The organism is Nocardia acidivorans NBRC 108247 (assembly GCF_001625085.1).
In the GTDB taxonomy this organism is placed as follows: Bacteria; Actinomycetota; Actinomycetes; order Mycobacteriales; family Mycobacteriaceae; genus Nocardia; species Nocardia acidivorans.
In genome coordinates this window covers 15,944-36,128 of the sequence record NZ_BDAW01000051.1, presented here as the reverse complement: position 1 = coordinate 36,128, position 20,185 = coordinate 15,944, and the positions used below count along the sequence as shown (strand labels likewise).

General features: G+C 67.7%; 22 protein-coding genes and 4 tRNA genes. 10 read left to right on the top strand and 16 right to left on the bottom strand.

Annotated features, from left to right (window positions below; genetic code table 11):
• Positions 1 to 104: 104 nt before the first annotated feature.
• The 13 genes from NA10_RS25030 to pgsA form a co-directional block, all read right to left on the bottom strand.
• Entirely contained in the window at positions 105 to 812 is a 708-nt protein-coding gene (locus NA10_RS25030) for a PIG-L deacetylase family protein (protein ID WP_067572187.1), read from the bottom strand.
• 224 nt (positions 813 to 1,036) lie between these two features.
• Complete coding sequence (locus tag NA10_RS25025) at positions 1,037 to 2,188, bottom strand: ROK family transcriptional regulator (protein WP_157556724.1); 1,152 nt, start codon at positions 2,186 to 2,188, stop codon at positions 1,037 to 1,039.
• Positions 2,189 to 2,270: 82 nt separating this feature from the next.
• Positions 2,271 to 3,707, bottom strand: a complete 1,437-nt coding sequence (locus NA10_RS25020) for a sugar ABC transporter permease (protein WP_245677864.1) — start codon at positions 3,705 to 3,707, stop codon at positions 2,271 to 2,273.
• A complete protein-coding gene (locus NA10_RS25015; protein ID WP_067572107.1) occupies positions 3,704 to 4,477 on the bottom strand; it encodes an ATP-binding cassette domain-containing protein in 774 nt (257 codons plus the stop codon). Before NA10_RS25015 ends, NA10_RS25020 begins: the two co-directional genes overlap by 4 nt.
• Before the next feature lie 30 nt (positions 4,478 to 4,507).
• Entirely contained in the window at positions 4,508 to 5,665 is a 1,158-nt protein-coding gene (locus tag NA10_RS25010) for a sugar ABC transporter substrate-binding protein (protein WP_067572104.1), read from the bottom strand.
• A gap of 108 nt (positions 5,666 to 5,773) precedes the next feature.
• Positions 5,774 to 6,721, bottom strand: coding sequence for an NADP-dependent oxidoreductase (locus tag NA10_RS25005; protein ID WP_067572176.1), 948 nt, complete (start codon positions 6,719 to 6,721; stop codon positions 5,774 to 5,776).
• A gap of 131 nt (positions 6,722 to 6,852) precedes the next feature.
• Positions 6,853 to 7,026 (bottom strand): hypothetical protein, encoded by a 174-nt coding sequence (locus tag NA10_RS37680; RefSeq protein WP_169812638.1) that lies wholly within the window; start codon positions 7,024 to 7,026, stop codon positions 6,853 to 6,855.
• Positions 7,027 to 7,154: 128 nt separating this feature from the next.
• Positions 7,155 to 8,111: an NADP-dependent oxidoreductase gene (locus NA10_RS25000; RefSeq protein ID WP_218021575.1), complete on the bottom strand. Its 957-nt coding sequence runs from the start codon at positions 8,109 to 8,111 to the stop codon at positions 7,155 to 7,157.
• Positions 8,112 to 8,448: 337 nt separating this feature from the next.
• Positions 8,449 to 9,480, bottom strand: a complete 1,032-nt coding sequence (gene pspM, locus NA10_RS24995; RefSeq protein WP_245677862.1) for a phage shock envelope stress response protein PspM — start codon at positions 9,478 to 9,480, stop codon at positions 8,449 to 8,451.
• Between the two features lie 715 nt (positions 9,481 to 10,195).
• Positions 10,196 to 11,020, bottom strand: coding sequence for a PspA/IM30 family protein (locus NA10_RS24990; RefSeq protein WP_067572102.1), 825 nt, complete (start codon positions 11,018 to 11,020; stop codon positions 10,196 to 10,198).
• Positions 11,021 to 11,225: 205 nt separating this feature from the next.
• Positions 11,226 to 11,639, bottom strand: a complete 414-nt coding sequence (locus NA10_RS24985; protein ID WP_067572101.1) for a helix-turn-helix domain-containing protein — start codon at positions 11,637 to 11,639, stop codon at positions 11,226 to 11,228.
• An 81-nt stretch (positions 11,640 to 11,720) separates the two neighbouring features.
• Positions 11,721 to 12,212 (bottom strand): CinA family protein, encoded by a 492-nt coding sequence (locus NA10_RS24980; RefSeq protein WP_067572173.1) that lies wholly within the window; start codon positions 12,210 to 12,212, stop codon positions 11,721 to 11,723.
• A gap of 34 nt (positions 12,213 to 12,246) precedes the next feature.
• Positions 12,247 to 12,804 (bottom strand): CDP-diacylglycerol--glycerol-3-phosphate 3-phosphatidyltransferase, encoded by a 558-nt coding sequence (gene pgsA, locus NA10_RS24975; protein ID WP_245677870.1) that lies wholly within the window; start codon positions 12,802 to 12,804, stop codon positions 12,247 to 12,249.
• A gap of 230 nt (positions 12,805 to 13,034) precedes the next feature.
• Between pgsA and NA10_RS24970 the strand changes: the two genes are divergently transcribed.
• On the top strand, positions 13,035 to 13,577 hold the full coding sequence (locus NA10_RS24970; protein WP_084515216.1) for an amino-acid N-acetyltransferase: 543 nt from the start codon (positions 13,035 to 13,037) through the stop codon (positions 13,575 to 13,577).
• A gap of 30 nt (positions 13,578 to 13,607) precedes the next feature.
• A complete protein-coding gene (locus NA10_RS24965; RefSeq protein WP_067572100.1) occupies positions 13,608 to 13,892 on the top strand; it encodes a YciI family protein in 285 nt (94 codons plus the stop codon).
• Between the two features lie 309 nt (positions 13,893 to 14,201).
• On the opposite strand, the gene NA10_RS24960 is transcribed toward NA10_RS24965, so the two are convergent.
• On the bottom strand, positions 14,202 to 15,119 hold the full coding sequence (locus NA10_RS24960) for an NAD-dependent epimerase/dehydratase family protein (protein WP_067572099.1): 918 nt from the start codon (positions 15,117 to 15,119) through the stop codon (positions 14,202 to 14,204).
• A 244-nt stretch (positions 15,120 to 15,363) separates the two neighbouring features.
• Between NA10_RS24960 and NA10_RS24955 the strand changes: the two genes are divergently transcribed.
• From NA10_RS24955 to NA10_RS24925, 8 genes are all read left to right on the top strand, one after another.
• Positions 15,364 to 15,810 (top strand): iron chaperone, encoded by a 447-nt coding sequence (locus NA10_RS24955; protein WP_067572097.1) that lies wholly within the window; start codon positions 15,364 to 15,366, stop codon positions 15,808 to 15,810.
• 48 nt (positions 15,811 to 15,858) lie between these two features.
• Positions 15,859 to 16,116, top strand: a complete 258-nt coding sequence (locus tag NA10_RS24950) for a YncE family protein (RefSeq protein ID WP_067572094.1) — start codon at positions 15,859 to 15,861, stop codon at positions 16,114 to 16,116.
• Positions 16,117 to 16,219: 103 nt separating this feature from the next.
• Positions 16,220 to 16,918 (top strand): hypothetical protein, encoded by a 699-nt coding sequence (locus tag NA10_RS24945; protein ID WP_067572092.1) that lies wholly within the window; start codon positions 16,220 to 16,222, stop codon positions 16,916 to 16,918.
• A gap of 397 nt (positions 16,919 to 17,315) precedes the next feature.
• The gene (locus NA10_RS39575; RefSeq protein WP_373862416.1) at positions 17,316 to 17,936 is read left to right on the top strand and encodes an LmrA/YxaF family transcription factor; all 621 of its coding nucleotides are present in this window, start codon (positions 17,316 to 17,318) and stop codon (positions 17,934 to 17,936) included.
• A tRNA-Arg gene (locus tag NA10_RS24940) sits at positions 17,914 to 17,987 on the top strand. Before NA10_RS39575 ends, NA10_RS24940 begins: the two co-directional genes overlap by 23 nt.
• Positions 17,988 to 17,998: 11 nt before the next feature.
• Positions 17,999 to 18,070 (top strand) — tRNA-Gln (locus NA10_RS24935).
• A 4-nt stretch (positions 18,071 to 18,074) separates the two neighbouring features.
• A tRNA-Arg gene (locus NA10_RS24930) sits at positions 18,075 to 18,148 on the top strand.
• A gap of 11 nt (positions 18,149 to 18,159) precedes the next feature.
• A tRNA-Gln gene (locus tag NA10_RS24925) sits at positions 18,160 to 18,231 on the top strand.
• Positions 18,232 to 18,246: 15 nt separating this feature from the next.
• Here the strand turns inward: NA10_RS24925 and NA10_RS24920 are convergent.
• Complete coding sequence (locus NA10_RS24920; RefSeq protein ID WP_067572090.1) at positions 18,247 to 19,434, bottom strand: nitric oxide synthase oxygenase; 1,188 nt, start codon at positions 19,432 to 19,434, stop codon at positions 18,247 to 18,249.
• Between the two features lie 297 nt (positions 19,435 to 19,731).
• Positions 19,732 to 20,121: an RGCVC family protein gene (locus NA10_RS39570; RefSeq protein ID WP_373862415.1), complete on the bottom strand. Its 390-nt coding sequence runs from the start codon at positions 20,119 to 20,121 to the stop codon at positions 19,732 to 19,734.
• Positions 20,122 to 20,185: the final 64 nt, after the last annotated feature.

Below are 20,185 nucleotides of genomic sequence, written 5' to 3'. Positions count from 1 at the left end.
CGCACACCACCCGCCCGCGCCCACCAAGCGGCGTCGTGCGATGTGCATGTCATGGCGCAGGGGGCTACTCGGCCGCTGCCCGCGTCATCACATGCACGTGGGCATCAGCCGAAGTTGTAGAGCTCGAAGGAGAGGGCCCGGGCGGCGGGGAAGCCTTCTTTCGGGCCCGCGGTCATGTCGATGACGGCTCGGGCCTGGTCGGCGACGGGGGTGTCGCTGAGGGCGGCGAGGTAGCGGGTGTGGGCGGTGAGGGATTCGACGGCGACTTCGATGGTGTCGGTGACGTCCACCCCGTGGCTGCCGTCGGCGACGCCGTAGACCGCGGCCCAGCGCGGGGAGTGGGCGGGGAGGCCGAGATCGGTGTGGATCCACTCGTTACCGGCATCGGAGACGGCGTCCAGGGCGGCGCGGCCGACCGCGCGATGGTCGGCGCTGTTGGCGTAGCCGCGGGCCCAGACATCGCCGAAGTTGAAGAGCACCACCAACTCCGGTTGATGGCGGCGGATGGCCGCGGCGAGATCGCGGCGCAGCGCGAGGCTCTCCTCGATCCGGCCGTCCGGATAGCCGAGGAATTCGACCTGGGTGACGCCGACGATCTTGGCGCTGGCCCGCTCCTCCTCCTCGCGGAGCGGCCCGGCCTCGGCGGGCGGCAGTCCCGCGATACCCGCTTCACCGCTGCTGACCAGCACATAGCGAATGTCCTTGCCCTGCCGTGTCCATCGCGCGACCGCGGCGGCGGCACCGTATTCGATGTCATCGGGGTGGGCGACGATCACGATGCCGCGCTGCCAGTCCTCGGGAAGCTGCTCCATGCCCTGCATTGAACACCATCTCGAATCCGGCCCGTATCGGTCACTTGCCCTACGCATTCGGCCGCCCTGAAACCTCGAGCACTGCCGCGCCGGTCCCACCCGCTCGGGAGCGGCGATGCGGAATACACGAACATCGAACGCGCGGCGCGAGTCCGGCGCACCATCGCGGTCAGCACGACCGGGAGTGCGCGGCACCGGGACCCGACTCGATCGGCGCGAGCGGACTAGAGCGCGGCCAGGACTCCGTCGAAGGCGGCTTCGGCGGCTCCGAGCAGTTTCAGATCCGCGCCCAGGCGGGACTTTTCGACCCGGACGCCGCCGAGCGCGCGGCTGACCATACTGCGGCGGCGGACCTGTTCACCGATTCCCGCGACCGTCGTATCCGGGAGGGCGGTGAAGAGATCACCGAGAACGACCAGTTCGGGGCCGAGGATATTCACCACATTGACCAGGCCGAGAATGAGCCAATCGAGGTATTCGGCGAGGCGGGTGTCGCAATCCTCTTGCAGGGCACGGAGTTCGGCGACGATGGCACCGCGCGGACCGTGTTCGGGCAGGCCCAGCGCACGGCAGAGGGCGGCCTCGCCGACCTCGGTCTCCCAGCAGCCCTCATTGCCGCAGTGGCAGGGGCGGCCGCCGGGTCGCACTGTCATATGGCCGATTTCGCCGAGGTAGCCCGCCGATCCGCGCAGCAGTGCGCCCTGTGCGATCAGGCCGCCGCCGACACCGATATCCGCGGAGACGAAGACCGCATCGCTCGCGCCCTTGCCCGCCCCGCGCACATGCTCTGCGAGCGCACCGAATTCGGCGTCATTGCCGATGATGACCGGCAACTCCAGCACCGCGCCCAGGCGCTGCCCGAGGGCGACTTCCGTCCAGCGCAGATTCTCCGAGGTGCGGACCAGACCGTCCGCGCGCCGCACCACCCCCGGCACCGAAACCCCCGCCGAGAGCGGCCGCAGGCCGAGATCATCGGCGAGCAGCGCCGCGGATTCGGCGACGTGCGTGATCACTTCATCCGGTTCCCGTTGCCGCCCATGCAGATTCCAGCTGTTGCGCCCGAGCACCTGGCCGCCGAAGCCGACCAGCGCGATACCGGCGTGCTCGGCGCGCACATCCACCGCCAGCACCACCGCGGCCTGCGGTTGCGGGAGCACCAGCAGTGACGGCCGCCCGGCGCCGCCGGCCAGGCGCGGGACCCGCTCCTCCACCAGTCCGGCCTCGGCCAAGCCGTCGACCAGCATTTTGATGGTGGAGCGATTGAGCCCCAGCGCGGTGGCGAGAGCCGCCCGGGTGGTGGGGCCTCCGGTATGCAGCATCCGCAGGAGGCTGGACCGGTTGAAGCGGCGCACCTCGTCCGGGCGGGCGACGGTCATGGACTTAGCAATACCATTGCCGCACCGGGTGACCCTCCTGCGGAGTGCGTGTTCGGGTCCTCGCCGCGCGTGTTCGGCCAATTCATCGCTGCACCACCGCCGCTCGGCGACGGGACAGCGCGTCGACGGTCGCGGCGAGCAGCAGCACCAGACCGGTGACGATGGAGACCACGGCGGCCGGTTGCTGGAGCAGGCCGAGACCGTTGGACACGACCGCCAAGACCGCACCGCCGATGACGGCGTCGGCCACCCGGCCCTTGCCACCGAAGAGCGAGGTGCCGCCGATCACCGCCGCGCCGACCGCGAACAGCAGGGTGTTGAGCCCGCCCGCCTGCGGGTCGACCGAACCGACCTTGGAGGAGTAGACGATCGCGCCGACCGCCGCGCAGGACGAACAGATGACGAAAACGCTTGCGCGCAACTGGGTTACGTTGATGCCCGCCCGGCGAGCGGCTTCGGCGTTACCGCCGACGGCGTAGATGTGGCGGCCGTACCGCGTGCGATTGAGCACGAATGTGCCGGCCACCAACAGCGCCAACACGATCGGCACCACGTACGGCACACCCGAGATGACGATCAGCTTGCTCGGGGACCGGTTGACGGTCAGGAACGCGGTCACGACCGCGGCGAAAACGGTGAGCGCCAATACCTTCGCGACCACCAGCGGTGTCGGCTGGGTGACCAGACCGCGCCTGCGGCGCAGTGCGTGTCCGCCCAGGGTGACCGCCGCGTACCCTCCGGCCGCCACCACGAACAGCACCCAACTACCCACCGTCGACAGATTCCCGTTCGCCACCTGATCGAGCACGTGCGAGGAACTGATGCCGAGCACCCCGCCCTCGCCGATGAGCTGCAAAATCACGCCCTGCCAGGCCAGGAACAGGGCGAGCGTCACCACGAAGGACGGCATCCCGATCTTGGCGATCAGAAATCCGGTGATGCAGCCGATCGCCGCGCCCACGCAGACCGCGAGCAGCATCTCCACCCACGGATTCTCCTTGAACCCGATCACCGTGATCAGCACACCGAGCAGCGACATGGCCACACCCGGCCAGATCCGCAGCAGCGCGGCCAATACCGCCGCCAGTATCAGCAAGCCGTTGAACAGGAAGAACACCGTCGACCCCATCCCGGTCAACAGATTCCCGTCGTGCACGTAGTGCATGGCCAGCACCGCGCCCGCGACGCCGGACGCGGTGCCCGCGGACAGGTCGATCTCCCCGATCAACAGCACATAGACGATGCCGATGGCGATGATCGTCTGCCCGGCGCCCTGGGCCAGCAGGTTGGCGATGTTGTTGAGCGAGAAGAACACATCCGACAGCACCGAGAACAGCACCACCAGCGCGACCAGACCCAATAACGCCGGGAGGGAACCGATCTCGCCTCCCCTCAAACGGGCGAGATACTCCCCCACCGCTTCTCGGGTGGATCGTGTGGTGGTGTCGATCCCGAAATCGGTGATCGCGGTGTCGGATTGCTCCGAAACCTTGCTCATATCAATGGCTTTCTCGCTCACAACACCGCTGCTTCCGGACGGGCCAGGCCGAGGTCACCCGAGCGGCCGGCGGTGATCAACTCCACCACCTGACTGTGCGTGACATCGGCGGTGCGCACCTGAGCGGCCATGCGACCCAGGTAGAGCACGGCGATTCGGTCGGCGACCTCGAAGACATCGACCAGGTTATGGCTGATCAGTACGACGCCCAGGCCCTGTTCGGCCAGGCGGCGCACCAGATCCAGCACCTGCCGGGTCTGTGCCACGCCCAGTGCCGCGGTGGGTTCGTCCAGCAGGACGAGATTGCTGTTCCACAGCACGGCCTTGGCGATGGCGACGGTCTGACGCTGTCCGCCCGAGAGCGAAGCGACCGGTGTGCGAACGGATTTCACCGTCCGCACCCCCAGTGAGGCGAGCGTCGAGCGCGCCGCCTCCTCCATACTCGCCTCGTCCAGCAACCACGACCTACCGCGTTCGCGGCCCAGGAACATATTGGCCACGATATCGAGATTGTCGGCCAGGGCCAGGTCCTGGTAGACGACCTCGATGCCGAGCGCCGCCGCGTCCTTGGGACCGCGCAGATGCACGGTCTCACCCCGGAATCTCACCTCTCCGGAGTCCGAAGCGTGAATTCCGGCAACGCATTTCACCAATGTGGTCTTACCCGCACCGTTATCGCCGACCAACGCTGTGACCTCGCCCGCGGGCACGGTCAGATCCACATCGTGCAATACGTGCACCGGACCGAAACTCTTGTTCAGACCGGTGATTTGGAGCAGCGGCTCACTCATCACAATACTTTCTGGCTCGCCAGGGCGCCGTCAGGAGATGCCGAGTTCGGTGCAGGCGGCCTTGAGATCGCCACCGCAAATATCGGCGGCCTTGACGAATCCGGCATCGGTCACCTGCTTGACATCGGCGCGGGTGATGGTCTGCGGGGTCAGCAGGACAGACTTCACCTCACGCTTTCCCTTGGGATCCTGACTCACGCCCTGCGCCAGCGCATTCGCTGCGGCGGTATCACCCTTGGCAAGTGCCACAGCGAGTTTGGCGGCGGATTCGGCCTCGTCCTTGATGGGCTTGAAGACCGTCATGTACTGGTCGCCGCGCAGCACCGCCTTCAAACCGTCGGCGGTGGCGTCCTGGCCGGTGACCGGCACCTTGCCATTGAGGCCGTTCTTCTTCAGCACGGTGATGACCGCGCCCGCGAGCCCGTCATTGGCCGCGACAACACCGTCGACCTTGCCGCCGTTGCCGGTGAGGATCTGCTCGAAGGTGCTGCCGCCCTTCTGGTTGTCCCAGCCGTCGATGGCCTGGCTGCGGACCAGTTTCAGCGCGCCCGAATCATACAGCGGCTGAAGGGCTTTGAGCTGTCCCTGATGGAACAGGGTGGCGTTGTTGTCGGTCGGCGCGCCCTCGATCTCGATGACCTGTGCGGCGGGCTTGTCCTTGAGCGCGGTGATCAGGGCCTGGCCCTGGAGTTCACCGACGCGCACATTGTCGAAGGAGACGTAGTAGTCCGAGGATCCGCCGAGATTGAGCCGGTCGTAGTCGATGGTCGGAATACCGGCCTTCTTGGCCTTGGCGGCGACCGCGCCGCCGACCTCGCTGTTGATCGAGGCGACGATGAGCACCTTGACGCCCTTGGCGATCATGCCGTCGGCGAGGGTGGTGAACTTCTGGACATCACCCTGCGCGTTCTGCACGTCGGCGTCGAATCCCTGTGCGCGCAGGGCCTGTTGGAGCATGGGTTTGTCGAAGGATTCCCAGCGGGCCGAGGTGGCGGTCTCGGGTAGGATGACCCCGACCGTGCCATTGCCGCCGCCACCCGAGGGTGCGGAGGACGATTCGCTGGTGCTGGTGGAGTTGGATCCGCACGCGGTGAACGTCAGCAGACCCGATAGTGCCACCGCGACAGCGATTGTCCCGGACCGCAGGCGGCGGGAATGCTGGAGCGGCAGCGTGTTCTTCGTCCTCATCAGGGTGACCCTTTCCAGTGGCGGCCACCGGATTGCGGCCGCCCGGGGATATGTTGTGGGCAACAACATATGCCAAGCGGGTCACCCTGAAGGGACAATTCGCCGAAATCAGGGCAGTAGAACAACCTTTCCACCGGCATGGCCCGCAATCACGAACTCATGCGCGGCCCTGGCCTCGGTCAACGGGTAGGTCGCGGCGATGACGAGATCCAATTTTCCGGAGGCGACCAGGGGCAGCAGTTCGCGCCAGGCGGCATCGCGAATCTCGGTGCCGGGATCCGCGCCGGGCCCGCCACCGAGCACCTGCAAGCCCTCCTGGAAACCGCGGGCGAAGGCGGCGATGGTGGCGATGCGCTGCCGATCGGCGACCAGCGCGAGCGAAACATCCACGGCCTCATCGGATCCGATGGTGTCGATCGCCACGTCCACGCCCTGTGGGGCCAGAGCCCGGACGCGGTCGGCCAATCCGGTGCCGTACTCGACCGGTTCGACGCCGTAGCCGCGCAGGCGGTCGTGGCGAGCGGGCGCGGCGGTGCCGATGACTCGGGCGCCGCGAGCGACCGCGAGCTGGGCCACCAGCGCGCCGACGCTGCCCGCGGCGCTGTGCACCAGCACGGTGTCGCCCGGACCCACGCCGGTCGCGGCAATTAGATGCACCGCGGTATTTCCCACCGCCAGCAGTCCGGCGGCGACCTCCCAACTCACCTCGGCGGGCTTGGGAATGACGGCGGTGGCGGGGACGGTGAGCGCGGTCGTATAGCCCGAATCGGTGCGCACGATCACCTCTTCGCCGACCTGAATCGGACCCGCCGGACCGATCGCGTCCGGGCCGACTGCGGTCACCACGCCCGCCGCCTCCAATCCCAGCCGGAGCGGCAGGCGGGCCGGATCGTTACCGAACGCACCGCTGTAGAGCTTGTAGTCGATCGGATTGACCCCGGCGGCGCGGACCCGCACGGTCACCTCGCCCGGACCGGGATCGGACAGCTCCACCTCGAGTGGAGCGAGTACCTCGGGACCACCGTAATTGGTGGCGACGATCGCAGTAGCAGCCATAGCGCGTGGAACGTACCGCATATCCAGGGGATTCCCGTCCGATACCGATGGATTCGCAAGCGTGACCCGGAAATGGTTGTGGGCCATTCGGAATCGCTTCCGAATGGCCCACCCGCGTGGTTCCGATACCGCTACAGCTTGCTCATCGGGGACTTGTTCGAGCCCGAGACCGCCTTGTACACCAGGTACAGGCCGAAAACCACCAAGCTGATCATGAGGATCGGGAACAGTCCTTTGATCAGCGCACCGATAATGGCGAGCGCGATCCAGACAACCGCGACTATGCCGATGATCTTCCAAAGCATTCCGTGCCTCCCGTAGTTCCCGAACCGCGATCAGCGCGATCCGTTGCTTCGATTCTGCGGGTTCGAGGCCAGAAAATCACCAGGTCAGCGCCGATATCGGGGAAAGTTCAGGGTTGTCCCCGAGGACGCTATCCGGGCAGGATCACCGTCTTGCCGCGCGAGCGCGCGGTCCGCAGCGCCGATGCGCGGGCGGCGACCTCGGACAATGGGACCGCCGCGTCGATGCGCACCTTCAGGGTACCGGCGGCGGCCATGGCGACCAGGGTGGTGAGCAGTTCATTGCTCGACTTGTTCTGGAAGTTGACGCCGAGCACACCCATATCCGCGAGCGCGTCCCGGTCCAGGCCGCCGACGGTGCTCACGAGCGTGCCGCCGGTATCGAGCAATCCCGCGACGCGCAGGGCGTCGGCCGGGTTGCTCACCAGGTCCAGGACGGCGTCCAGGCCCTCGGGATGCGCGGCGCGGACCTGATCGACGGTATCGCCCCGGGCGCGGTCGACGAGTTCGGCGGCGCCGAGTTCGGCGAGGTAGTCGGCCATATCCGGTCCGGCCGTGGCGATGACGCGCAGGCCGCGCTGGGCGGCGAACTGAACGGCGAATTGGCCGACGCCGCCGGTCGCGCCATTGATGAGAATGGTCCGGTCATCGGCTCCGCAGGCGGCGTCGACGGCGTTGTAGGCGGACATTCCGGCGGTCGGCAGTGCGGCGGCGATATCGAACGGCAGGTCCGCGGGGAGGACGACCGCATAGCTCTTCTCGGAGATGACCGCGTACTCGGCGTAGCCGCCGCGGCCGTGGCGCACGCTCATGAACTGCCCGCACACCCGATCGCCCGGCCGGAAGCGGACCACATTCGCACCGGCCCGCTCGACCACCCCGGCGGCGTCATTGCCGAGCACCAGCGGAAACTGATGCGGCACAAACTCTTTCAACGCCCCGTCGACAACTTTCCAGTCGAAGGGATTGACCGCCGCCGCCTCGATGCGAACCAGCACCTCATCGGCCCCCGGCTCGGGCACCGGCAGCTCACTCAACTCGGGCTCGGCACCGAAATCGGAGATGGTCACCGCACGCATGCTGTCCATGGGACCCACGCTAGACGGCATCGCCCGCCAGGCGCGGTGCGGGTCGAGGCGCGGTCCCACCCCGTCATTCCGGGGCGGTCCCACCCCGTCATTCCGGCGCAGTCGCACCCCGTCAATCCAGCGCAGTCGCACCCCGTCAATCCAGCGCAGTCCCACCCCGTCAATCCAGCGCAGTCCCACCCCGTCAATCCGGCATGCTTTTGGCCGGAATCCATGCGGGCCGTTAAGGCATTGCGGTGTATAGATTTCGGCCAAAAACGTGCCGGGATGACGGGGGATTCCGATCGGCGGGTTTGGCTCGGCCTACTGGCGCGGGAGCCTGCTGGCGCGGTGGCCGTCAGGGGTTGGCGCGGAAGCGGCTGTCGACGAGTTCGGTGAGGGCCTGCGCCCAGCCGTCGAGGCGGTCGGCGGCATCACGCAGATTCACCATGGCCCAGCCGAGATCGTCTGCCACGGCGGCGCTTTCCGGGACGGCGAGTACGCGCGCGGCGGCCGCGACCATGCCCTCGAATTCGGCGACGCCGCCATCGAGGCGCACCGAAACGGCCCGAACATGCTCTGTCAGTGGCGAACTGCTCGACCCGAGCACGCCCGGCGCCTGCTCCATGGCGACCACGTCGGCGGCCAGCGCGTGCAGTGCGGCAGCGCCCGAGGAGGCCGTCTCCAACGTATCGCTCAAATCCTCGACCGGCAGCCGACCCGAGCGCGCGATCTGCGCCCCGAGCCCATGCAGGGCCCGTTCGGCCCGGACCAGCCGGGCAATGGATGCGCGTGCGGCCGACCGCGGGGGCGGCAGCTTCCGCGGCATGAACGCCGCCTGCGGCAGCGGCTCCTTCCGCAGCTGCAAATACTTCTTGGCGGTCACCACGGTCCCGGTAACCAATGCCACCGCGCCGCCGCCGACCACGATCACGGCCCAGGCGGGTGCCGAAATCAACACCAGACCAACGGTGCCCGCGGTGGTCAACCCGCCCGCGGTGCCGAGTCGCATACTCCGCCGCCTAGCCCGCCGTCGCTTGCGCAACTCCCGCTCCCGCGGATCGGCCCACTTGCGCACGGCGACCAGCGCCTGCTCCCCCACCCCGCGCAGGGTGTCCGGCAGCCGCTGCGCCAGCTCCTCCGGCCCAACCCCGGTGGGCGCCAACATCTCCCGCGCCACCCGAGCGGCCTTACCGCGCTTCCCCCGTCCGACAGAATGCTCGTTCGCCCCCGAAGCCTCGCGAAATCCAGTCGCCCCGGAAGCCGCCGAGCCCGAAGCGGCCCAGCCCGAAGCCGCCCAGCCATAACCACTGTCGAAACCTCGCTGCTGACCCGATGCCGAGGCAGCGCCGTAGGCCAGCGGATTCGGTCCGGGCTGCGCGGGCGGCATCCACGCCGCCTGCGGGGCTGTCGGCCCGAACTGCGGCGAAGTCGCTTCGGGAGGGCCGGAAGTATGGGCCCCATAACCGCTTTCGAAGCCCTGCGGCGGATTCCGCGGCACGGCGTTGCGGTCGGGAGGTATCGCGTCGCCGCGCAATCCTGCCTCCGACTGCGGTCGAGCACCGGCCCGCGATGCCCGCCACCCGCCGCCGCGCGTCGAGGTCCGCTCCGCGCCTGCCGCCGAATCGGCTCCCGCCGAACGGCTTCCAGGCTGCGAGTAGGTCTGGGATGCGTCGCCACCGAGTCCCGCGGTATTGCTCCGACCGCGAGGCGAGGCTGAATCGGCTGCCGGAGAGGCTGTTTCGGGACGATGCGGTGGCACGGCCGGATGGGGGCCCTGAGTCGTGCGGGCCTCGTCGGGACGGGGGCGGCCTGCCGCCCAACCGGGTGCTGCGAAGACCTCGTCCGGCCGGGGTTGCGCCGCCGTGGACACCTCGGGATGGGGATGCTCGGTCGAACCGACGCTCGTTGTGGGGGCGGTGTCCGGCCGGAGGTCGCCGGGAGACCCGGGACCCGGGACGTCCCGGGGTGGTTGCCCGAAGGGGTCCGGGAGGCCGGGGATGGGTGCTTGGCGGGAGCGGCGCAGGAAGCGGGCAGGGGAGGTCGCGGGGGTGTTGTGCGCCCGCGATCTCCCCATCGTCGTAATGCCTTTCGCTACCGCTGATCTACTGCTGGGCCGCCTGGCCCTTGTTGGTGTTGATCTGCGGCGTCGCCGCGGGGTTCGGGACCGCGGCCTGCTGGCTGTTGCCGCCGGCGGGCAGGGCGTCACCGCGCATGGAGGCGCGGATCTGCTCGAGGCGGCTGTGGCCGGCCATCTGGATGCTGGCCTGCTGGACCTCCATCATGCGACCCTGCACGGTGTTCTGGGCCAGCTCGGCGGCGCCGAGGGCATTGGCGTAGCGGCGCTCGATCTTCTCGCGCACCGCGTCCAGGCTGGGGGTGGTGCCGGGAGCCGAGAGGGTGGAGTCCATCTGCTGCAGCGAGGCCGAGACCTGCTCCTGCATCTTGGCCTGCTCCAGCTGGGACAGCAGCTTGGTGCGCTCGGCGACCTTCTGCTGCAGTAGCATGGCGTTCTGCTCGACGGCCTTCTTGGCCTGGGCGGCGGCCTGCAGCGACTGGTCGTGCAGCACCTTCAGATCCTCCACCGCCTGCTCGGCGGTGACCAGCTGCGCGGCGAAAGCCTCTGCGGCATTGGTGTATTGGATCGCCTTCTCGGTGTCGCCCGCACCCGCGGCCTGATCGGCGAGCATGACCGCCTGGCGCGCATTGGCATTGAGCTTCTCGACCTCGTCGAGCGAGCGGTTCAGCTTCATCTCCAGCTGACGCTGGTTGCCGATCACCGACGCCGCCTGCTGCGACAGCGCCTGGTGCTGCCGCTGGGCCTCCTCGATGGCCTGCTGGATCTGGACCTTCGGATCCGCATGCTCCTCGATCTTGGAATCGAAGAGGGCCATCATGTACTTCCAGGCCTTCACGAACGGATTAGCCATCGATTGATCCCGCCTCCATCTGACGTGCCGCGCGCCTTCGCGCGACATAGTGCGCGACCGTCACGCACCCGGTTGTCCCTATCCTCCACTGCGCGGCGGCGGACCGGAAAACCCGCACCCGCACGGCGCCTCCGGCACGAAGCCTACAGAGAATTTATCCCTTTCGGCTGCTGCGCACCGTAATCACGTGCTGTACGTACAACCATCACTTGGCCGCCACCAGAACCAACCGATCCGATTTCGGGGCCGGAATGACGATGCGCGGCCCGAAACCGGCATCCCCGGCGCGCGGCACATCGCCGTCCCCACCCCGCGGCCGGACCCCGGCACCGGCGCTCGCCAGCGCGGGATTGGCCGTGGCCACAGCCTTTTTGGCGGCGGCCCGATCGGCATCGGCCATGGTCGCGCTGACATCGACGAGCACCTGCGCCAGCGGCACGTCCAGGGCCTGGCAGATGGCGGCCAGCAGCTCGCTGGAGGCCTCCTTGCGTCCCCGTTCGACCTCCGACAGGTACCCCAGGCTCACTCGCGCCGAGGTCGAGACCTCACGCAGCGTCCGGCTCTGGGCGACGCGAGCGCGCCGCAGACTCTCCCCGATCGCTTCTCGCAGCAGCGTCATCCCGTTCTCCTCACACTCGTCTCGCCGGACCCAGCGTTTGGCTGGACAACGTCCGGCGTCGGCCGCGCGTTCCCGGCCACTTCACCCGCCTCGAATACTCCGGACGAGTTCGGCGACCGCGACGCGGACCGAGCCCACCCTGATCGTCCACCGGTCGCCCGACAGTTTCAACCGGATGACCTCCGTGCCCTCGGCACCGGCGATGCCGAGGAATACCGTTCCGACCTCGCGGCCGTCCTGTGGATCGGGTCCGGCGACACCGGTGACCCCGATTCCCCAGTCCGCTCCGCAGGTGGTTCTGGCACCCACCGCCAGCTGTTCGGCGGTGCTCGCGGCGACCGGACCGTCGGTGGCGAGGGTGGCCGCGCTCACACCGGCCAAATCGTGCTTGAGATCGGTGGCGTACACGATCAGTCCCCCGCGCAACACCGCACTCGCGCCCGGAATTCCCGCGATGGTGGCGGCGAGCAGGCCCGCGGTCAGCGATTCCGCGGTCGCGACGGTCTGTCCGGCGGCCTTCAGGGCCGCGACGAGTTCCCCCGCGGGGACCAGGGCGGTCAAGGGATCGGGCACAACTGTCTCGGAAACGGGCGCGGCCGAGTCGAGATCAGGCGGCACGGCTGCCGCCGGGGGAACCGAACCAGAGCCGGCCCGCCTGCACCACATAGTCCAGACCGGTCACCACCGTGAGCACCAGGGCGACATACATCAAAGCCATTCCGGCGCTGGCGAATCCGCCGGAAAGCGGGAGCAAAAGCACAGCAATGGCGACGGACTGCACGAGGGTCTTGAGCTTGCCGCCGCGTCCGGCCGGGATCACGCCGCGGCGCACCACCGCCAGGCGCAGCAGGGTCACGCCGAGTTCGCGGGCCACGATCACGATCGTCATCCACCACGGCAGATCGCCCAGCATGGACAGGCCGATCAGCGCGGCGCCGATCAACGCCTTGTCCGCGATCGGATCGGCGAGCTTGCCGAAGTCGGTGACCAGGCCGTATTTCCGTGCCAACTGACCGTCGATGCGATCGGTGATGGCGGCGATGCCGAACAGCGCCGCGGCGCCCCAGCGCCATTGCGGATCATGACCGTCGGCGGCGAACAGGGCGGCCAGGAACAGCGGAACGATCGCGATGCGCAGCACCGTCAGCACATTCGCGATATTCATCAGCGGGACCGCCGCGGGTTCGACTACTCCCGGGGCGGCGGGAGCGAAACCGGATCGCGGCGGACCCGCATCACCCCAGCGACCTTCCACCTCATCACGCTGCACGGTCACCAGCGCCCCCAACGGCCGTGACACCGGCCATGGTTTCCGGACCATTCCGGTATGCGGGGAGGCTGGATGTACGACACACCCCAAGCCTATCGGTACCGGGGCCGACTACTGTGCACCCCATGACAACACGGGCACCCCACAGCGGTTCGGCAGACGGTATGACGGCCACGGCGCCGATCATCCGTCGCGCCCGAACCACTGACGTGCCCCGGATAAAGCGACTCATCGACTTCTACGCGGGCAAGATTCTGCTGGAAAAGAACCTGGTCACACTGTACGAGGCGATTCAGGAATTCTGGGTCGCCGAACGCGACGGGGAAGTCATCGGCTGCGGGGCGCTGCATGTGCTGTGGGCGGACCTCGGCGAGATCCGCACCGTCGCCGTGCACCCGGAGATCAAGGGCACCGGCGCGGGGCATCTGCTGGTGCAGCAGTTGATCAGCGTGGCGCGGGAACTGTCGCTGAGCCGGGTCTTCGTGCTGACCTTCGAGGTCGACTTCTTCGCCCGGCACGGTTTCGTGGAGATCGAGGGCACGCCCGTCACCGCCGAGGTGTACGCCGAGATGTGCCGGTCCTACGACACCGGTGTCGCCGAATTCCTCGACCTGAGCTACGTGAAGCCCAATACCCTCGGCAATACCCGAATGCTGTTGACGCTCTGATCCATTCGAACCTCTGAGAAAGCGATAACCGTGCCGATCTTCGCCGTCCACTACACCTACTCCGAAGCCACCGTCCCCGGCCGCGACGAGATCCGTCCCGTGCACCGGGAGTATCTGGCCGGGCTCGCCGCCGAGGGCACCCTGCTGGCCCGCGGACCGTACCCGGACGGGTCCGGCGCGCTGCTGATCTTCGATGCGGCCGATGCCGATGCGGTCGGCAAGCTGCTCGCGGCCGATCCGTTCCAGGTGGGCAACCTCGTCGATGAGACTCGCGTGGTGGAGTGGCTGCCGACCGACGGGTTCCCGTCCAAGTAGTCCGCTGCCGCTACCGATCGGCGGGTGCGCTGGTTCGCACCCGCCGACCCGTTTCGGCGGACTGCCGGATCGCGTCGAGTAAGCGGTGCGGTGTGCAGGCCGGTTCCGAAGTCCGGGACGGTGGATGCGACGTTGCGGAAATCCTCGGCCAGGTGGGCGTAAAACCGTGCCGCATTGCGAGATTCGTTCGCGGGCGCGCACCATGGCGGGTGAGAATCGGGCCTGTAACCGATGACGTGGCGGCCGGGCGCGGCGCTCGCCAGGGCCGTGACCTCGTGCGCCGCCGCGGTGGTTCGGGTGGCGCGCTGATCAGCCTTCCGCGATGGCTCGCCAGGTATCTTCCACGATCACGTCGATGTCGGAATGCTTTGGTGCCCAACCGAGTTCGGACAGAGCCCGTCCCGGATCACCGATCAACCGCGCGGGCTCGGCAGCCGCCGCCCCGTGCACGCGCCGCACCGGACGGCCGGTCACCCGTTCGACCGCCGCCACGACATCGAGAATGCTTGTCCCGCAACCACTCCCGATGACGTATCGAGCACTCGCGCCGGGCTCCGGGCACTGCTCGACACACGCGGCGAACGCTGCCGCCGCGTCCCGCACATGCACATAGTCCCGTACGGCACTCCCATCCCCATTGATCCGCAAGACCGACTCCCCCATCGCCGCCGCGAGCACACGTGGAATCAACCGGCTCGGCTCCGGATCCGCTCCCCCGGCCACATTCATCAACCGCACCGCCACGGCACCGGCCACCCCCGCCCGAGCCTGCGCGTCCACCACGAACTCCGCCGCGAGTTTGCTGCTCGCGTACGGATGCGGCGGCGCATCGGGCGTCCCCTCATCCATCGGCTGCCGCGCCGGCGACCCGTAGATCGCCCCCGTGGAAGCCAAGACGATCCGCGAAACCCCCTCCGCCGCCATCGCCTCCAGAACCGCCACCGTCCCACCCACATTCACCCGAAAGAACGGCACCGGATCCCCCACCGACTCCCGTGCCCGCCCCAACCCCGCCAAATGACACACCACCTCCACCCCCGCCACCGCAGCCCGTAACCCCACCACATCCCCGATATCAGCCACCCGAACCGCACCGGCACCCTCGATCCGCCGCCCACTCGCACCCCCCGGCCGCACCAGCGCGATCGGCTCATGCCCACCGGCCCGCAACGCCCCCACCACAGCCCGCCCCACATACCCCGCCGCCCCGGTAACCAGCACCTTCATAACCCCACTCTCCCAATCGATTGTCGAGTGGTGGCGATCAGGGTCCCGGCAGAGGAACGGACACGCATGTCATGGCGCTGGCAACGGTCGAGTGGGGGGCCGCGTGAGTGCACGGATGCGTGCGTACCCAGGGGGTTACGTGGTGGGTTACGTGGTGAGCACGGATGTGGGGTGGGGTGGTCTCGGGCGAAGCTTGTAGCACGCCGGGATGAGCCGGTGGAGGTCTCACCACCAAGGAGATGTCATGGGTACCAGTAGCACGTCCGCCGTTGCTTTTTCCGCTGATGAGCGTGCGGCGATGAAGGAACATGCCAGGGAGCTCAAGGCGGGGGCTCGGCGCAATCCGCGTAATGCCAAGGTTGACGGGGAGCGGGATGTGCTTGCCAAGATTGCCGAGATGGAGGGATCCGATCGGGTTCTGGGCGAGAAGATCCATGCCATTGTGACGGCCAATGCGCCGGAATTGACCGCGAAGCTCTGGTACGGGATGCCCGCGTATGCGCGGGACGGGAAGGTCGTGGTGCACTTTCAGTGTGCGGCGAAGTTCAAATCCCGTTATGCCACACTCGGGTTCAGCGATCCGGCGCAATTGGATGACGGGACCGTGTGGCCGGTGGCGTTCGCGTTGACCTCGCTCACCGCCGAGGACGAGGCGCGGATCGGTGAGCTGGTGAAGAAGGCCGCGAGCTGAGTTCGGGTGAGGTCGGACCGAGCTCATGGGAAACCACGGTATAAGCCCGTGCGCACCCCCTGTGATCCCCACGCACAGCGCAGTGCGGTGATCTACAGTGCGCCGACGGGGCGGCAGGACCTCGGCTCGGGCGGTCTCGCAATCGATCTCGGCAATCGCGAGTTGTATGTCGCCAACGGTCAGGACCGCTCGATCTCGATCATCGATCTGGCGCAGAACGTGGTCACCGCGACGATTCCGGTGGCCGATCCCCCGGACCGTCTCGCCCTGGACCACACCACCAAACACCCTCTACGTGACCAGTGAAGCCGCGAAATCACTGACCATCCCGCACCCGTGACCCGCCGCCGAGAACCGTCGGCCGCACCCGCGACGGCGGCCGTCGAACGGCGTGCGTTTCAATGGGCTCATGCTTCCCACCGACCATTTGGCTCAGGCCGAGCGTCGTCCCGCCGTGATCGATACGCCCCTCGGGGTGGTCGGGTTCTCCGTCACGCTCGGCGACGACGTGCTACCGGCCGGCCCGAATACCGTGTGGCGCTTGGCGAATGGGTCGCATCTGCATCGGTGGCGACATCGGGGTGCGACGGTCGATCTACTGATCGGGAGTATCGATGTCCCCGCCTGGGACGGGGGCGCGCCGGTGCCGATGTGGGCGGGGATCTGGCAGGTGCAGGCCCGGGACGGCGTATCCGGACTTGTTATCTCGGCTGAGATGACCGATCTGCCCGCCGATGCGTACGGCGGCCCGGATTCCGGGCAATGCCTCGCCGCCGTTACCGTGGAGAACGAACAGTTCATGGTGTCGATCGGCGGACCGGACACCGAACTCCTGGCCCTACAGGCCGCCGACGCCCGGCTCATGCCGTACAGCTGGGCGCACCTGCTGCCCACCGATGAGACCGAATCCGCCGAATACGGTGTGCGCTACGCGGACCCGGCCGGAATCGCCTGGCATCTGCCGGGCCTGGCCGGCACCGAGGTGGCGCGGCTCTGCATCGCGACCGCCTGGTGCCCGCGCGACGACGACCGCCCGGCCGCCTGGTTCGCCGTCGACATCCCCCTCGACACCGCCTACCACCACCTCACGATGGATCGAGCGGAGTGACCCGAGGGGCCGTGGCTCTCGGACATCTTCCGGGTTCCGGATCCGCGATTCGCCGGACTCGGTGCGGAGCTGCCGCGCCTGGTTATCGCCGAGGCTGCCGGTGCGGGCCTGCCGACCCTCGGATCGGCGGTGACCGACACCAACCCCGCCCAAGCGGTCTGCGAGCGAATCATCTTCCGCCACAACGGATCTTGGACGGATTTCCTCTTCCCGACCGCGAGCTGGCGCTGGAATCGTCTCGGCGGCAGAAGACAACTGCTGAGCGAAAGCCTCGGCCTGGCCGCCATCGCCATCGCCGAGATGATCGAGCGGGCCCCGGCGACCGGACCGGAGGAGGCGCTGCGCGCTTCGTCGCATTCCGGCGAAAACTCCTGCACGCCTAAGGCTTCCACGCCGTATGCCCCGCCGTCGCGGTGGCGGTCAGCGGTACCGAGGACGACCGCGCGCTGCACCCAGAAGTGGCAGCCATCATCGAACGCCGCATACCGCCATCGCGGCGTCACTGACGGCCACCGGCCGCCCCGACTCTCGAGCGAATCACCTTGCCACCCCGATCATCTCATCGGTCGAGGGTGCGATCATCCTGTGCCGAATCGGTCGCTCGACCCAACCTGGACGAGGTCGCCATCGAACTCGGGGCGCTGCCGGGCGCCACCGTGGCGCGATAAATAGGTGGCAGGGTCCGAAATGCCGGTGCTACCGTCGTGACAGCGAATCGATACGGGAACGGGAAGGTGGGGAACATGGCCGGGCAGCAGATGATGCGGCGGCAACGCCTGATCGGCGGTGCTCGGATGCCTCGTACCGTTCTTTTCGTATCGCTTTCGCGGCGGCGTCTTCGCGGCGGTTCCTAGGTCTACCGGTTGACCTTTCAGGGCCGCTCCGACGAAATCGTCACCGAGCGGCCCTTTTTCGTTGTTCGACCGACCACCTCCACCAACCCCGCGCACCTCGGTGCCGAGCAGATGTCGATGGCGACATTCGCGCGGGGTCAGGTGCCCGTAGCTCAGAAGGATAGAGCGCCTGCCTACGAAGCAGGAGGTCGCAGGTTCAATTCCTGCCGGGCATACCGACTTTCGATGAGATGTGGTGTAACCGGCAGCACGGCGAGCTCTGACCTCGTCGGTCCAGGTTCGAATCCTGGCATCTCAGCACTGTGCCCGTAGCTCAATCGGAGAGAACACCTGCCTTCGAAGCAGGGGGTTGAGGGTTCGAATCCTTCCGGGCACACCGCTTTTCGATGAGGCGTGGTGTAAGCGGCAGCATGGCGAATTTTGGTTTCGCCGGTTCAGGTTCGAATCCTGGCGCCTCAGCTCGGAGTGCGGCTCTCAGGCTTCCCGCGCGATGCCGAGGGCGCGAACCGCACTGCGCCACAATGTAGGTCGCGGGGACTCGGCGGGTGGGAGCGGGGTTTGCGCCGAGGCCGGGCGTGCGGCGTCGCGGCGGACGAAGGCCGGGCGGATATTCGGGTTCGGCGGATCGTAGTAGCGGTGGAAGGTCGGGGTGAGGCTGGCGGACAGGGGCGGGTTGATCCAGGTCCAGTCGGTGGGGCAGGAACGGCCCGCGGCCTGCTCGCGGTCCACGTGGTCGAGGAATTGTTTGGCCACGGTGTGGTGGTCGACCAGGTGCACCCGGGATCGCTTGTAGCTGTGCAGGATCGCGCGGCTGAGTTCGATCAGGGCGCGGTCCCGCCAGAGGGTGCGGTCGCTGGTGCGGTCCAAGCCCATACGGTCCGCGATCGCGGGCAGCATGTCGTAGCGATCGCCGTCGCCGAGATTGCGGCCGATCTCGGAGGAGACGTACCAGCCGTTGAACGGCGCGCACGCGTAGGTGAGGCCGCCGATCTCCAGGTCCATATTCGAAACCGCCGGAACCGCATGCCATTTCAGTCCGAGGTCGGCGAACCAGCCGTGCTCGGGATGACGCAGCGGCACCTCGAGCACGAGCGCCGGTGGGATGTCGAAGCAGTGCGTACCACCGTCGGGAGACTGAATCAGCAGGGGCAGCACATCGAATCGGCCGCCCCGGCCCCGCCAGCCGTGCTCATAGGCGAGATCGGTGAGGTCGACATTCGCGGGATCGCCCACGATGCCCGCACTGGTGCGGTACCCGGCATAGCGGATGAACTGCGAGTTGAGAATGCGGAAACCACGCCCGCTCACCCCGGTGGGCGGTCCGATGGTGATGACCGAACGCACCGCGCCGTGATTGGTGGCGACGCGCAGATGCTCCCAGCAGGCGGCGGCGATATCGGCGGGTGTGGCGGCGGTGCGCGCGTCCCGCACCTCGAGCGCTCGCCAGTGTTTGCGGCCGACGCAGCGATCATGGTTACGCCACGCCAGTTTCGTCCCGATGCCCAATTCCTCGAGCGTGTGCCGATACGTGCCCGCCGCGCGCAACTGCCGCACCGCCTGTTCGGCCCGCTCGGGTCGCAGATGCTCCAATTCGGGTTGGGCGAAGAACCTCTCACACTCGCGCACGCGGTCCTGGATCGATGCCGCGCGGCGCGCCGGCATCGCATGCGCCGGTGAGTTGCGGTGCGGGCAGCCGGACTCCGCCGCAGCGACGAGATCGGACTGTGCGGCAACGGAGTGGGTTGTCATCGAACCTGTGCCTCCACGGGTTGTGCCGGTGGCCACTGACCGATCGGGCCACCCGCTCCACATCACTTTTCCCGCAGACCAATATCGCACGGTTGTGCCCGAGATTTGCCTGAATCACCGAGACCGAACCGGAACCCGCGTACGCAAACACCCAGCGACACAGACGATCTACCCGCACTCGCCGCGAGTGGATCGAGGGAATTCCGGCTTCTAGCGGTAGTAGGTCTGCTTGTGATCGGCCGCACGCGCACAGGCGCATTCCCGATCGAGGCCGCCGGACACCGTGGCGGAGCAGTACCTGAGTCCTATCGAGTCATGAGCTGTCGAGTCGTGCGGACATACCGCACACGAGGGTTCGAGAGTGGTGGTAGTCACCGGATCAGACCTTCCAGTTGAGGACAATTCCTCGCCCTGGCGAATCTCTACGCCGTAGACGTACAGCGCGGATATCCCCCAACGTACACCGTCGCGGTATCCGGTCTGGGCGGGGTTGTGCGCTTGCCCGGATACGCGCTGGAGATGTCGGCGCACTGCACCCGGCGGACGGGCAGTCCGGCCGCCGACTTCAGCCGAGAGGTCTGCGATGGGGTCGGCGGGCATATCGAATGGATTATGAAGTCTGGTCGGTACTCTCAGCTTCCACTCGATCTCTCAGTCGGATTCG